This window comes from Nonomuraea sp. 3-1Str, assembly GCF_031570565.1.
Classification (GTDB): domain Bacteria; phylum Actinomycetota; class Actinomycetes; order Streptosporangiales; family Streptosporangiaceae; genus Nonomuraea.
The window spans coordinates 172,283-186,034 of sequence record NZ_JALHBK010000006.1; the positions used below are offsets into that span (position 1 = coordinate 172,283).

Sequence of the window (13,752 nt, forward strand, 5' to 3'; positions counted from 1 at the left end):
TGTTAGCTGTGGTCCCCGGTGGCGATCCTATCCGCGCGTGGATCGATCACCGTGCCGACGTCCGGGGCGGCATCCAGGAGCGTCGTCTCACACGTTGCGCCGGTACTGGCCTCCCGCCTCGAACAGGGCGTCGGTGATCTGGCCGAGCGAGCAGACCCGCGCGGCGTCCATCAGCACCTCGAACGCGTTGGCCTCCGACATGGCGGCCTCCCGCAGCCGGGCCAGCGCCGCCGGCGCCTCGGACCGGTGCCGCTCGTGGAAGGAGCTCAGCCGGTCGAGCTGTGACCGCTTCTCCTCCTCGGTGCCGCGGGCCAGCTCCAGCTTCCGCTCGTGCGGCTCGTCGCCGCGCGGGTTGCGGAACGTGTTGACGCCGATGATCGGCAGCGAGCCGTCGTGCTTGCGCGTCTCGTACAGCATCGACTCGTCCTGGATGCGCCCGCGCTGGTAGCCCGTCTCCATCGCGCCCAGCACGCCGCCCCGATCCGACAGCCGCTCGAACTCACTCAGCACGGCCTCCTCCACCAGGTCCGTCAGCTCCTCGATGACGAACGAGCCCTGGAGCGGGTTCTCGTTGCGGGCCAGGCCCCACTCGCGGTTGATGATGAGCTGGATGGCCATGGCGCGGCGCACCGAGTCGGCCGACGGGGTGGTGACCGCCTCGTCGAAGGCGTTGGTGTGCAGGCTGTTGCAGTTGTCGTAGACGGCGATCAGCGCCTGGAGGGTGGTGCGGATGTCGTTGAAGTCCATCTCCTGGGCGTGCAGGGAGCGGCCCGACGTCTGGATGTGGTACTTCAGCTTCTGCGAGCGCTCCCCGGCGCCGTACCTCTCGCGCATCGCGACGGCCCAGACGCGCCGGGCCACCCGTCCGAGCACGCTGTACTCGGGGTCCATGCCGTTGGAGAAGAAGAACGACAGGTTCGGGGCGAAGTCGTCGACGTTCATGCCGCGCGCCAGGTACGCCTCGACGTAGGTGAAGCCGTTGGCCAGCGTGAACGCGAGCTGGCTGATCGGGTTGGCCCCGGCCTCGGCGATGTGGTAGCCGGAGATCGACACCGAGTAGAAGTTGCGCACGCCGTTGGCGATGAACCACTCCTGGATGTCGGCCATCATCCGCAGCGAGAACTCCGTGGAGAAGATGCAGGTGTTCTGCCCCTGGTCCTCCTTGAGGATGTCGGCCTGGACCGTGCCCCTGACGGTGGCGAGGGTGCGGGCGCGCAGGTCGCGCGCCTCCTCCTCCGACGGCTCCCGCCCCTGCTCGGCGCGGAACCGGTCGAGGGCCTGGTCGACGGCGGCGTTGAGGTAGAACGCCAGGATGGTGGGCGCCGGGCCGTTGATGGTCATCGACACGGACGTGTTGGGCGCCGACAGGTCGAAGCCGTCGTAGAGCGCCTTCATGTCGTCGAGCGTCGCGATCGACACCCCCGAAGTACCGACTTTTCCGTAGATGTCGGGGCGGGGGGCGGGGTCGTTGCCGTACAACGTCACCGAGTCGAACGCGGTGGACAGCCGTGTGGCGGGCTGTCCCTCCGAGAGGAGCTTGAAGCGCCGGTTGGTGCGGAACGGGTCGCCCTCGCCCGCGAACATCCGGGTGGGGTCCTCGTCGTCGCGCTTGAACGGGAACACCCCGGCGGTGAACGGGAAGCGGCCCGGCAGGTTCTCCGAGCGCAGGAACCGGAGCAGGTCGCCGTGGTCGGTGTAGCGGGGCAGGGCCACCCGGGGGATGCGGCTGCCGGACAGCGTCTCGCGCCACAGCGGGGTGTGGATCTCCCGGTCGCGGACGCGGACGACCAGCTCGTCGGCGGTGTACTGCTCCCGGGTGGCGGGCCAGGAGTCGAGCAGCGCCCGGCTCTCGCGGGTCAGCTCCCGCCCGGCCCGCGCCTCCAGCTCGGCCAGCCGCTCGTCCTCGCCCTCCAGCATGGACCGCACGGCGGTGAGCTGCTGGCGCCGCCGGGCCACCTCCGCCTGGGCGAGCGTCTCGGCGTGGTACGCGCGGACGGTCTCGGCGATCTCGGCCAGGTAGCGGACGCGGGCGGGCGGGACGATCGCGGCGGAGGTCTCGGAGGTACGGCCGCGCACGGGCGCGAGCAGCCCCGGCCCGGCCGGCAGGCCACGGTCCACGAGCAGGCCCTTGAGGTGGTGGTAGAGGGCCGTCACCCCCGCGTCGTTGTACCGGGCGGCGATCGTGCCGAACACCGGCATGTCGTCGGGCGAGACGCCGAACGCCTCCCGGTTGCGCACGAGCTGGCGGCGCACGTCGCGCAGGGCGTCCTCGGCCCCGCGCCGCTCGTACTTGTTGATCACCACGGCCTCGGCGAAGTCGAGCATGTCGATCTTCTCCAGCTGGGAGGCCGCGCCGAACTCGGGGGTCATGACGTAGATCGGCACGTCCACGTGCGGCACGATGCCGGCGTCGCCCTGGCCGATTCCGGGCGTCTCCACGATCACGAGGTCGTACCCGGCGGCGCGGCAGGCGGCGACCACGTCGTCCAGGCAGGCGGGCACCTCGTTGGCGGCGCCCCGGGTGGCCAGCGAGCGGAAGTAGGTCTGCGGGCCGAGACTGTTCATGCGGATGCGGTCACCGAGCAGCGCGCCGCCGCCGCGCCTGCGGGTGGGGTCGATGGCGACGATCGCGATGCGCAGCTTGTCGTCGTTGTCCACGCGCAGCCGCCGTACCAGCTCGTCGGTGAGCGAGGACTTGCCCGAGCCGCCGGTGCCGGTGATGCCGAGCACGGGCGCGCGCCGCCCCGCCGGCCCGTCGGCGCCCCCCGCCGTGCGCAGCCCGTCGAGCAGCCCGGCCGGGGCGCGGCCGGACTCGACCAGGGTGATCGCGCGGGCCAGGGCGGCCTGGTCGCCCGAGACCACGGCGTCCACCGAGGGCGGGTCGCCGAGCTCGACGTCGCACTCCTCGACGAGCTTGTTGATCATCCCGGGCAGGCCGTAACGCTGGCCGTCCTCGGGCGAGAAGATCCGGCTGACGCCCCGGGAGTGCAGCAGCTCGATCTCCTCCGGCACGATGACGCCGCCGCCTCCGCCGTACACCCTGACGTGTCCCGCGCCGCGCTCGCGCAGCAGCTCGACGAGGTAGGTGAAGAACTCGACGTGGCCGCCCTGGTAGGAGCTGATCGCGACGCCCTGGACGTCCTCCTGGATGGCGGCGGTGACGATGTCGTCCACCGACCGGTTGTGGCCGAGGTGGACGACCTCGGCGCCCTGTGACTGGAGGATGCGCCGCATGATGTTGATCGCGGCATCATGGCCGTCGAACAGGGCGGCTGCCGTCACGAAGCGGACGGGATGGACCGGAACGTGCACGCCTGATCACTCCTCTTTGAGCGGCCTACTCTCAAGATACTAGGACGTCCTACTATTTCCTGTCGCCCGCCGGGTACAGGTACGGCATGCGTGCGATCACCTTCCAGCCGGGAGCTCCGGGGACGCTGCGCGTCGAAGAGGTGCCCGACCCGGAGCCCGGACCGGGCGAACTGCTCGTCCAGGGGCTGGCGCTGGGCATCTGCGGCACGGACCGGGAGTTGGCCTCCGGCGAGTACGGCTTCGAGCAGGCCGACAAGAAGACCATGATCATCGGGCACGAGTCGCTCGGCAGGGTGATCCGGGCTCCCGAGGGGTCCTCCTTCTCCCCCGGCGACCTCGTCGTGGGCGTCGTGCGCCGGCCCGACCCGGAGCCGTGCCCGGCCTGCGCGAGAGGCGAGTTCGACATGTGCCGCAACGGCCGCTACACCGAGCGCGGCATCAAGGCGCTCGACGGCTACGGCAGCGAGCGGTGGACCGTGGAGGAGGACTACGCGGTGCGGCTCCACCCCGGGCTGGAGCGGGTCGGGGTGCTGATGGAGCCGGCCTCGGTCCTGGCCAAGGCGTGGGAGCAGATCGAGGCCGTGGGCTCGCGGGCGTGGTTCGGACCGCGTACGGCGCTCGTCGTCGGGGCGGGGCCGATCGGCCTGCTGGCCGCGCTGCTCGGCAAGCAGCGAGGGCTGGAGGTCCACGTCATCGACCGGGTCACCGAGGGGATCAAGCCCGATCTGGTGCGCTCGCTCGGCGCCGTCTTCCACTCCGGGAGCACGCTGGAGCCGGTGCGCGACCTGCGCCCGGACATCATCGTCGAGGCCACGGGGGCGGGTCCGATGGTGCTCGACGCCTTGGTGGCGAGCGGGGCCGCCGGCGTCGTCTGCCTGACCGGCGTGTCGGCGGCGGGCAAGGTGCTGGACGCGGACGTGGGGCGCATCAACCGGGAGATCGTGCTGGAGAACGACGTGGTGTTCGGCTCGGTCAACGCCAACCAGCGCCACTTCCGGGCCGCGGCGGAGGCGCTGGCGGCGGCGGATCGCGCCTGGCTGGAGCGGATGATCACCAGGCGGCTGCCGCTGGAGGAGGCGCCGCAGGCCATCGAGAGCCACGGCGACGACGTGAAGCTGGTCATCGACCTCGGCGGCTGATCCCGGCCGCGCCGCTCCGTGCCGGCGTCAGGGTTTCGGCTCGTACGGGCGGCGACGGGAGGGGGTGGCGCCTCCGCGCGCGGTACCTCCGGAGCCGTGGCCCGCGACGACGGGGACACGGTCGCCGTCGTGGTCGTCCACGTCCAGCCAGGAGGGGTCCGCCTCGGTCCAGGACACGACGGTGGGGCGGGGGCCGGACGGCGCGTTCCAGGGCCAGGTGAAGCGGCGGTGGGTGCCGCGGCGGCGTCCGGCGAAGCGTAAGGAGAGCACGATCGTCGTCAGCACCATGACGGCGAGCAGCGCGTGCGGCGTGCCCAGCACGTCGAACACCGACCCCTGCGGCTCCCGCGCCCTGGGCAACGGCGCGAGCGGATGCTCGGTGGCCCGGATCTCGCTCAGCGTGGCGTTGGCCTTGACCACGCGCGGCAGGCCGTAGCCGACGACCTTGTCGGTCTCGCGGACCTTGCGCTTGAGCCAGACGCCGTCGACGTTCGCCTCGATGGTGTGGATCTTTCCGCCGGCGACGCTCTCGACGATGCCGACGTGGTCGATGCCCTGGTAGCTCGTGCCGCCCTTCCAGTCGAAGAAGACCAGCGCCCCCGGCTCGGGCCGGGACGACCAGGCGCCCTGCTTGATGAACCACGCCGCGTGGGACGGCGTCCAGGCGAACCGGCCGACGTAGTCGGCGATGCCGGCCCGGTCCGCCGCCCAGGCGATGAACATGTCGCACCAGGGCGCGTCCCGGTACTGGGCGTCCTGGACGCGCTCGGCGTACCAGTGGCCGAACTTGGTGTTCTGGCCGCTCTTCTCCCGGTAGCCGACTTCCGGACGGACTTGCCGCAGCAGAGCTTCCGCGATGGGGTCCAGTGCGACTCCTCCCAGAAAATCCGGCAGATCACGATGTACGGTAATCGCCGCGCGGCGAGCGCGGGCCGCCCACCGCGAAAGTGGCTAGCTCTGAGGAGAAAAGGCACTTCTGTGACCGAAGGGATCGAAGGGGCGGGCCTAGGCGCCCGCGCCGACGCGGTAGACCTGCTCATCGCCCGTGCCCGGCGCCACCACGTCGGCCACGATCACGGTCACGTTGTCGGGCGAGCCGCCCTCGTTGGCCAGGTCGATGAGGCGCTGCACGGCCAGCGCCGGGTCGGGGTGCGTGGTCAGCACCTCGTGCAGCGTCTCCGGGCCCAGCACGGCCGTGAGCCCGTCGGAGCACAGCAGGTAGCGGTCGTCGGGCTCGGCCTCGCGCAGCGCCATGTCGGGCTCGGCCCGGCCCTCGCTGCCGAGCACCCGCAGCACCATGGAGCGACGGGGATGAACGGCGGCTTGATCCTCCGTTATCCGCCCTTCGTCCACCATCGACTGCACAAGTGTGTGATCCTTGGTCATCTGGTAAAGAGCACCATCGCGAAGCAGGTATCCGCGGGAGTCACCGAGATGAGCCAGGGCGAACCGGTAACCGTCCCAGAGCATGGCGGTCACCGTGGTTCCCATTCCCCTGCGCGCGGGATCGATCTCCGCCAGCTCGACCAGCCGGCGCGCCGCCTCGTGCACGGCGCCCTCAAGAGCCGCCTCCAGGTCGGAGCCCGTCTCCGGAAGCGTGGCATCCAGCTCGCGCATGACGGCGATCGCCGCCGAGCTCGCGAGCTCGCCGGCCGCGTGGCCGCCCATCCCGTCAGCCACCACGAGCAACCGGCCGCTCGCGTAGCCGGAATCCTCGTTCTGCTCCCTGCGGCGCCCCACATCTGATCCGGCGGCATAGCGGATGTTGTGCTTCATACCTAGCAGTAAATCATTGGTTGAAAGACTTCACAAGCAGATGCGCTGAAGACTCTTGTGAACTACTCTGGTCGCATGAGCCACGACCCGACCGTGAACGCCGGGGACATCGCCCGGCTCGCGGGGGTCGGGCGGGCCGCGGTGAGCAACTGGCGACGCCGCCACGACGACTTCCCCCGTCCCGTCGGCGGAACCGCGAATCAGCCATTGTTCTCGCTGCGGCAGGTGGAGGCGTGGCTGCGCCGCTACGGGAAGTCCTACCAGGTATCCCTCGGAGATCGTGTGTGGCAGCGCCTGAAAGCCGCCGGAGATCTACGCCTGGGTGAACTTGTCGCCGCGGCGGGCACGTTTCTTTCCACCGGCCTTTCCACGGGCCTGTCCACGGACCTGTCCACCGACGGGGGCGGTGGCGAGCTGGAGCCCGAGCTGGCGGGGCTGCTGACCGAGCTGGCCGATCGCGACGGCCCTCTCAGGGCGTACGAGTTCCTGTGCGAGCGCTACCTGGAGGCCCACTCGCGGCAGCTCTCGGTGACCCGGGAGGACGTCGCCGCGCTGATGGTCCGCCTGGTGAGCACCGTCCCGGCGGACGCCCACCCCGCGACGGACGGCCGGCCCACGACCTCCCTGGTGGACGGCCGCTCCCCGACCGCCCTGATGGAGGGCCGCTCCGTGGCGGACCCTTCGGCGCCCGGCACGATCCTGGATCCCGCGTGCGGCGTCGGCACGCTGCTGCTCGCGCCCGAGGCGGCCCGCGTGCTCGGGCAGGACCTCAGCGACACCTCCGCCCGCATCACCGCCGCCCGGCTGCGGCTGCGCGGCGCCGAGGCGCGGGTCGTCGCGGGCGACGCCATCCGCCACGACGCCTTCGCCGGGGAGAAGGCCGACGCCGTCCTGTGCGACCCGCCGTTCAACGAGCGCGCCTGGGGCTACGAGGAGCTGACCGGCGACCCGCGCTGGGAGTACGGCCTGCCGCCGCGTGGAGAGCCGGAGCTGGCCTGGGTGCAGCACTGCCTGACCCACGTCAAGCCGGGCGGCCTGGTCGCGATCCTCATGCCGCCCGCGGCCGCGAGCCGCAAGGCGGGCCGCCGCATCCGGGCCAACCTGCTGCGGGCCGGCGCCCTGCGCGGCGTCGTCGCGCTGCCCGGCTCCGACCTGTGGCTGCTGCGCCGGCCGCGCGCGGGCGAGCGCCCGCCGTCCGACGTGCTCATCCTCGACGCGACGGCCGACCTGTCCGCCGTCGAGCCGGCCTGGCGCGACTACCTCGACGACCGCTCCGACCGTACGGTGCGCATCATCGACCTGCTGGCCGACGAGGTGGACATGACGCCGGCCCGTCACCAGCGCCGCGACGACGTCGGGCGGGCCTTCACCGAGGCGCGCGACCGCTTCCTGGCCGCCTCCACGACACCGCCCGACCTGAAAGTCCTGGACCAGCCGCTCGACCAGCCCGCCACCACCGTCGGCGACCTCATCAAGGAGGGCCTCGTGACGGTGCTCCAGGCGCCGCCCAAGATGGCCGCCGACGGCGGCGACCTGGCGGTGCTCACGGCCGACGACGTGGCCGGCGGCGCGCCGCCCTCCGGCCGCGCGGGCGGGCAGCAGGGCCTGGTGCAGGTGCGCCCCGGTGACGTGGTGGCGTCCTACTCCAGCGTCCGGGTCATGGCCGAGGGCGGCTGCGTGCTGGGGCCGCACCTCACGCTCTACCGGGTGGACCAGCGTCGCCTCGACCCCGACTTCCTGGCCGGCTTCCTGCGGGCCGCCGGGGGCCGCGCGGCCCCCGGCTCCAGCCGCTTCGACGTGCGCCGCACCCGCCTGCCGCGCCTGTCGCTGGAGGAGCAGCGCGCGTACGGCGAGGCGTTCCGGCAGCTCGCGGTGCTGGAGGACGCGCTGCGCGAGACCTCGGCGCTGGGCCAGACGCTCATCCGGCTGGGCCTCGACGGGCTGGCCGACGGTCACCTGCACCCGCCCGCTCCTGGCCTCACCCCGTGAGGCAGGGGAGGTTGACGGTGTAGTTTCTTCCGGAAAGGCGGTGTGGAGGGGCGAATGGTCATCGGCGACCGCTACGTGCTCGGTGATTTCCCCCTCGGGCAGGGCGGCATGGGGGCCGTCTACGCAGGCCACGACCGCCATCTCGACCGCCGGGTCGCGGTGAAGCTGCTGCGGCTGCCGAGCGGGCCGGACGGCGAGCTGGAGCGCCGCTTCATCCGGGAGGCCCGCATCCTGGCCCGGCTGGAGCACCCGGGCGCGCCGGTGCTCTACGACTTCGGCACCCACGAGCAGCGGCTGTTCCAGGTGATGCAGTTCATCGAGGGCGTCACGGTGGCCGACGTGGTCAGCGAGCACGGGCCGCTGCCGGTGCCGTGGGCCGCCGCGATCGCCGCGCAGGCGTGCGCGGTGCTGTCGGCCGCCCACGCCCTGTCGATCTGCCACCGCGACCTCAAGCCGACCAACCTCATGCTGTGCCCCGACGGCAGCGTGAAGGTGCTCGACTTCGGCCTCGCCATGCTGCGCGACGCCGACGTCACGACGTTCACCCGGATCGGGCAGATTCTCGGCACACCCGCCTACATGGCGCCCGAGCAGATCCAGCGGGGCGTCGCCGAGCCCCGCAGCGACCTGTACGCGCTGGGCTGCGTCATGCACGAGATGCTGACCGGCCGGCAGCTCTTCACGGGGCCGACGGACTACGTGGTGTTCGAGAAGCAGGTCAAGGAGCGACCCCCGGCCATCCCGGGCCTGCCCGCCGGGCTCGGCGAGCTGCTGGCCGAGCTGCTGGAGAAGCGGCCCGACGACCGGCCGGCGGGGGCGGACGAGCTGTACGAGCGGCTGGAGCCGTACGCGGTGGGGCTGCCGATGCTGCCCGGCTTCCTGGCCAAGGCGCCGAGCCCGGGCCGCATGTACGCCCGGATGGTCGGCCGCGTCCTCACCGCCTGAGACCGGATCGCCATAGGCGTGAACGCGCTCTCTCAGCCTTTCTGATCGTTATCTCACAGCAATTGACAGCCTTGGGTGAGGCCCGCGACTCTGTCGAGAGAGCGCTCTCTCGCATCGACCGACACCCCCCGCTCCGACCCAGGAGGGTCCCATGCCCCCTCGTCTCCAGCGCCTCGCCGTCCCCCTGCTCGCCGCGTCCCTCCTGGCCACGGCGTGCGGCGGCGGAGGTGACAGCGACGGGACCGCCGCCAAGCCCGGCGAGAAGGTCAAGCTCAGCATCGGCCTGTTCGGCGACTTCGGCTTCAAGCCGCTCTACGAGGAGTACAAGAAGACCCACCCGAACATCGAGATCACCGAGAACGTCACCCAGTTCAACGACCACCACAACAACCTGGTCAAGCGCCTGGCCACCAACGCCGGCGCGGACGACATCGAGGCCGTCGAGGTCGGCTACATCAGCACGTTCACCGCCCAGCCCGCCAAGTTCCAGGACCTCAAGCAGTACGGCCTGGACAAGCGGCAGGGCGAGTACCTCGACTGGAAGTGGCAGCAGGGGCTGAGCAAGCAGGGCGGCCAGCTCCTCGGCCTCGGCACCGACGTGGGCGGCCTGGCCATGTGCTACCGCAAGGACCTGTTCGCCAAGGCCGGCCTGCCCACCGACCGGGCCGAGGTGGCGGCGCTCTGGCCGACCTGGGAGAAGTACATCGAGACCGGCCGGAAGTTCGCCGCCGCGAACGTGGCCGGCGCCAAGTTCGTCGACAGCCCCGGCGAGATCTTCCGCGCCATGGTCAACCAGGCGCCGACCGGCCTGTACGACGACCAGGACACGATCATCGTGGGCTCCAACCCGGCCGTGAAGCAGGCGTGGGACCTGTCCAACCAGCTCACCTCCGACAAGCTGACCGCCAAGCTGGCCGCCTTCTCGCCGCCGTGGAACACCGGCTTCGCCAAGGGCTCGTTCGCCACGATCATCTGCCCCGCCTGGATGACCGGCTTCATCCAGGAGCAGGCCAAGGACGCGACGGGCAAGTGGGACATCGCGACCGTGCCGGGCGGCTCCGGCAACAGCGGCGGCTCCCACCTGATGATCCCCAAGCAGAGCAAGCACCCGAAGGAGGCGGCGGAGCTGATCGACTTCCTCACCTCCAAGGAGAACCAGGCCAAGGTCTTCAAGGAGGAGGGCACGTTCCCGTCGATCCCCGCCCTGTACGACGACCCGTCGATCCAGAGCTTCACCAAGCCGTTCTTCGGCGACGCCCCCATCGGCAAGATCTACTCCGAGGCCGCCAAGGCGCTCAAACCGCAGCACCTCGGGCCCAAGGAGGCCGAGGTCCGCGTCGTCATCGGTGACGGGCTCGGCCGGGTCGAGCAGGGCAAGCAGACTCCCGACCAGGCGTGGGCGCAGGTCCTCGAGGACGTCAAGAAGATCAAATGAGCTCTCTCCCCCTCGCCGTGGCCCGGCGGCGGCACCGGCGGGGCGTGCGGCACACCCTCGACGTGAGGGTGTCGCCGTACGCCTACGTCGCGCCGTTCCTGCTGCTCTTCTGCGCCTTCGGGCTGTTCCCGCTGGCCTACACCGCCTGGGTGAGCCTGCACGACTGGACGCTGCTGTCGGACGAGCACGCGTTCGTGGGCGCCGCCAACTACGGCACGCTGCTCGCCGACGGCTACTTCTGGAACGCCGTGGCCAACACGCTGTCCATCGGCGTCCTGTCCACGGTGCCGCAGCTCGTCCTGGCGATCTGGCTCGCGCACCTGCTCAACCGGCCGCTGCGCTTCCAGACGCTGTTCCGGGTGTCGCTACTGCTGCCGAACGTCACCAGCGTGGTGGCCGTCGTGGTCATCTTCAGCCAGCTCTTCGGCCGGGACTTCGGGCTGATCAACTGGGTGCTGTCCTGGTTCGGCGCCGGCGCGGTCGACTGGGCGGCGGGCACGGCCACCTCGCACGTCGCCCTGTCCACGATGATCATGTGGCGCTGGACGGGCTACAACGCGCTGATCTTCCTGGCCGCCATGCAGGCCGTCCCCCGCGAGCTGTACGAGGCGGCGACCCTCGACGGCGCCGGCGGGTTCACCCAGCTCCGCAGGATCACGATCCCCATGATCCGGCCGACGATCGTCTTCGTGGTCGTGGTCTCCACGATCGGCGCCGTGCAGATCATCGCCGAGCCGCTGCTGTTCAGCGCGAGCAGCGGCGCCGGGGGCGTCGGGGCGAGCGGCGGGCCCGACCGGCAGTACCAGACGCTGGCGCTGTTCGTCTACGAGCAGGGCTTCACCAAGTTCGACTTCGGCTACGCGGCGGCGGCGTCCTGGCTCATGTTCCTCGCCGTCGTGCTGGTCGCCGGGGTCAACTACCTGCTCACGCGCCGGCTGAAGGGCGGTGTGGCATGAGGCTGCGCTACCTCACCCTGATCGCGGTCGTCTTCTTCTCCGCCTTCCCGCTCTACTACAGCGTGGTGGTGGCCTCCCGGCACAACTCGGCGCTGGCCCAGGTGCCGCCGCCGCTCTGGCCGGGCGGCAACTTCTTCGCCAACGTCGCCCGCGTCTTCGACACCGTGCCGTTCGGCCTGGCCCTGGTCAACTCGGTGCTGGTCGCGGGGTCGATCTCGGTCGCGGTCATGTTCCTGTCCACGCTGGCCGGGTTCGCGTTCGCCAAGCTCCGCTTCCGCGGACGCAACGCCCTGCTGCTCGTCACGGTCGCCACCATGACCGTCCCGGCGCAGCTCGGCATCATCCCGCTCTACCTGCTCATGGTGAAGCTGGAGTGGACCGGCACCATGTACGCGCTGGTGGTGCCCGCGCTGGTCAACGCCTTCGGGGTGTTCTTCATGACCCAGTTCCTGTCGCGCGCCCTGCCGGGCGAGCTGCTGGAGGCGGGGCGGGTGGACGGGTGCACGACATGGGGACTGTTCTGGCACGTCGTGCTGCCGGTCGCGCGGCCCGCGGCGGCGGTGCTCGGCATGCTGACGTTCATGTCGGCCTGGAACGACTACTTCTGGCCGCTGGTCGTGCTCACCCCGGACAACCCGACCGTGCAGGTGGCCCTGTCCACGCTGGCCAGCGGCTACGTCAACGACTACGTGCTCGGCCTGGCCGGCACGGCGGTCGGCACCCTCCCCCTCGTCCTGATCTTCGCCCTGTTCGGCAGGCAGATCATCGGCGGAATCATGCAAGGAGCAGTCAAAGGATGATTTTTCCGGAAGGTTTCGTCTGGGGTGCCGCCACGGCCTCGTACCAGATCGAGGGGGCGGTCAAGGAGGACGGGCGCGGCCAGTCGATCTGGGACGCCTTCTCCCACGCCCCCGGCAACGTGGCCGGCGGCGACACCGGCGACGTCGCCTGCGACCACTACCACCGCTACGCCGACGACGTCGCGCTCATGCGGGAGCTGCGGCTGGCCGCCTACCGGTTCTCCGTGGCCTGGCCCCGCGTCCAGCCGGACGGCACGGGCCCCGCCAACTCCCGGGGCCTCGCCTTCTACGACCGGCTCGTGGACGAGCTGCTGGCCGCCGGCGTCACGCCATACGCCACGCTCTACCACTGGGACCTGCCCCAGGCGCTGGAGGACCGCGGCGGCTGGACGGCCCGCGACACCGCGTACCGCTTCGCCGGGTACGCCGAGGCCGTGCACGCCCGGCTGGGCGACCGGGTCCGCCACTGGACCACGCTCAACGAGCCGTGGGTCGCGGCGTACCTCGGCTACGGCAACGGCGTGCACGCGCCCGGCCGCCGCGACCCGGCGGCGGCGATGCGCGCCGCGCACCACCTGATGCTCGGCCACGGCCTGGCGGCAGCCCGGCTGCGGGAGCTGGGGGCGGAGAGCCTCATGCTCGTCGTCAACTCGGCGCCCGTGCTCACCCCCGCCCAGGTCGGCGACCCGTCCGCGGTGCCCGGGGAGGCGGACGCGGCGGCGGTGGAGCGCGTCCACGCCCTGCTGACCGGGCAGTTCCTCGACCCCGCCGTCCACGGCCGCTACCCGGAGGCGGTGCTGGAGGCGGCGCGGCGCAACGGTGGCACCGGCCACATCCTGGACGGCGACCTGGAGCTGATCTCCGCGCCGATCGACCAGATCGGCGTGAACTACTACAACCCCTGCGTGGTGGAGGCCAGCCCCGGCGAGCCGGCCGACGCCGCCTGGCCGGGCACGGAGGACGTCGGCTTCCGGGGCGCCGACGCCCCGGCCACGGCCATGGGCTGGCCCATCGTGCCGGACGGCCTGTCGCGGCTGCTCCTGCGGCTGTCACGGGACTATCCGGGCACGCCCCTCATGGTGACCGAGAACGGCGCGGCCTTCGAGGACGTCGTCGTGGACGGCCGGGTCCACGACGCCGACCGGGTCTCCTACCTCGACGGGCACCTGCGCGAGGCGCACCGCGCCATCGAGGCGGGCGCCGACCTGCGCGGCTACCTCGTGTGGTCGCTGCTGGACAACTTCGAGTGGGCCGAGGGCTACCGCCGCCGGTTCGGCATCGTCCACGTCGACTACGCCACGCAGGCCCGTACCCCGAAGGACAGCGCGCTGTGGTTCAGGGACGTGATCGTCAGGAACGGGCTGTAGATTTTGCCCGTGCTCACCCTCTCGCCGGCGCAG

The 13,752-nt window shown here is 71.4% G+C and carries 10 protein-coding genes; 7 read left to right on the top strand and 3 right to left on the bottom strand.

The window, feature by feature from the left end:
• Positions 1–87: 87 nt before the first annotated feature.
• On the bottom strand, positions 88–3,312 hold the full coding sequence (gene icmF / locus MTP10_RS12890; RefSeq protein ID WP_310709358.1) for a fused isobutyryl-CoA mutase/GTPase IcmF: 3,225 nt from the start codon (positions 3,310–3,312) through the stop codon (positions 88–90).
• Positions 3,313–3,398: 86 nt separating this feature from the next.
• Between icmF and MTP10_RS12895 the strand changes: the two genes are divergently transcribed.
• On the top strand, positions 3,399–4,451 hold the full coding sequence (locus MTP10_RS12895) for a glucose 1-dehydrogenase (protein WP_310709359.1): 1,053 nt from the start codon (positions 3,399–3,401) through the stop codon (positions 4,449–4,451).
• Positions 4,452–4,478: 27 nt separating this feature from the next.
• Here MTP10_RS12895 and MTP10_RS12900 read toward each other — a convergent pair whose 3' ends face one another.
• The gene (locus MTP10_RS12900) at positions 4,479–5,363 is read right to left on the bottom strand and encodes a CHAP domain-containing protein (RefSeq protein ID WP_310709496.1); all 885 of its coding nucleotides are present in this window, start codon (positions 5,361–5,363) and stop codon (positions 4,479–4,481) included.
• 93 nt (positions 5,364–5,456) lie between these two features.
• A complete protein-coding gene (locus MTP10_RS12905; RefSeq protein ID WP_310709360.1) occupies positions 5,457–6,227 on the bottom strand; it encodes a protein phosphatase 2C domain-containing protein in 771 nt (256 codons plus the stop codon).
• Positions 6,228–6,302: 75 nt separating this feature from the next.
• Here MTP10_RS12905 and MTP10_RS12910 point away from each other — a divergent pair, with 75 nt between their 5' ends.
• The 6 genes from MTP10_RS12910 to MTP10_RS12935 all read left to right on the top strand — a co-directional run bounded on the left by MTP10_RS12910 (position 6,303) and on the right by MTP10_RS12935 (position 13,719).
• Positions 6,303–8,216 (top strand): N-6 DNA methylase, encoded by a 1,914-nt coding sequence (locus MTP10_RS12910; RefSeq protein ID WP_310709361.1) that lies wholly within the window; start codon positions 6,303–6,305, stop codon positions 8,214–8,216.
• A 54-nt stretch (positions 8,217–8,270) separates the two neighbouring features.
• Complete coding sequence (locus tag MTP10_RS12915; protein WP_310709362.1) at positions 8,271–9,161, top strand: serine/threonine-protein kinase; 891 nt, start codon at positions 8,271–8,273, stop codon at positions 9,159–9,161.
• Between the two features lie 151 nt (positions 9,162–9,312).
• Positions 9,313–10,596 carry an extracellular solute-binding protein gene (locus MTP10_RS12920; RefSeq protein ID WP_310709363.1) on the top strand — a complete coding sequence of 428 codons (1,284 nt, stop codon included), beginning with the start codon at positions 9,313–9,315 and terminating at the stop codon, positions 10,594–10,596.
• Positions 10,593–11,552: a sugar ABC transporter permease gene (locus tag MTP10_RS12925; RefSeq protein ID WP_310709364.1), complete on the top strand. Its 960-nt coding sequence runs from the start codon at positions 10,593–10,595 to the stop codon at positions 11,550–11,552. Before MTP10_RS12920 ends, MTP10_RS12925 begins: the two co-directional genes overlap by 4 nt.
• The gene (locus MTP10_RS12930; RefSeq protein ID WP_310709365.1) at positions 11,549–12,352 is read left to right on the top strand and encodes a carbohydrate ABC transporter permease; all 804 of its coding nucleotides are present in this window, start codon (positions 11,549–11,551) and stop codon (positions 12,350–12,352) included. The genes MTP10_RS12925 and MTP10_RS12930 overlap by 4 nt, the downstream gene beginning before the upstream one ends.
• The gene (locus MTP10_RS12935) at positions 12,349–13,719 is read left to right on the top strand and encodes a GH1 family beta-glucosidase (protein ID WP_310709366.1); all 1,371 of its coding nucleotides are present in this window, start codon (positions 12,349–12,351) and stop codon (positions 13,717–13,719) included. Before MTP10_RS12930 ends, MTP10_RS12935 begins: the two co-directional genes overlap by 4 nt.
• Positions 13,720–13,752: the final 33 nt, after the last annotated feature.

Bases quoted from the DNA above. Each gene is read 5' to 3' on its own strand.
- MTP10_RS12895 (WP_310709359.1), top strand. From the start codon at position 3,399: ATGCGTGCGATCACCTTCCAGCCGGGAGCTCCGGGGACGCTGCGCGTC.
- MTP10_RS12905 (WP_310709360.1), bottom strand. From the start codon at position 6,227: ATGAAGCACAACATCCGCTATGCCGCCGGATCAGATGTGGGGCGCCGC.
- MTP10_RS12910 (WP_310709361.1), top strand. From the start codon at position 6,303: ATGAGCCACGACCCGACCGTGAACGCCGGGGACATCGCCCGGCTCGCG.
- MTP10_RS12915 (WP_310709362.1), top strand. From the start codon at position 8,271: ATGGTCATCGGCGACCGCTACGTGCTCGGTGATTTCCCCCTCGGGCAG.
- MTP10_RS12920 (WP_310709363.1), top strand. From the start codon at position 9,313: ATGCCCCCTCGTCTCCAGCGCCTCGCCGTCCCCCTGCTCGCCGCGTCC.
- MTP10_RS12925 (WP_310709364.1), top strand. From the start codon at position 10,593: ATGAGCTCTCTCCCCCTCGCCGTGGCCCGGCGGCGGCACCGGCGGGGC.
- MTP10_RS12930 (WP_310709365.1), top strand. From the start codon at position 11,549: ATGAGGCTGCGCTACCTCACCCTGATCGCGGTCGTCTTCTTCTCCGCC.
- MTP10_RS12935 (WP_310709366.1), top strand. From the start codon at position 12,349: ATGATTTTTCCGGAAGGTTTCGTCTGGGGTGCCGCCACGGCCTCGTAC.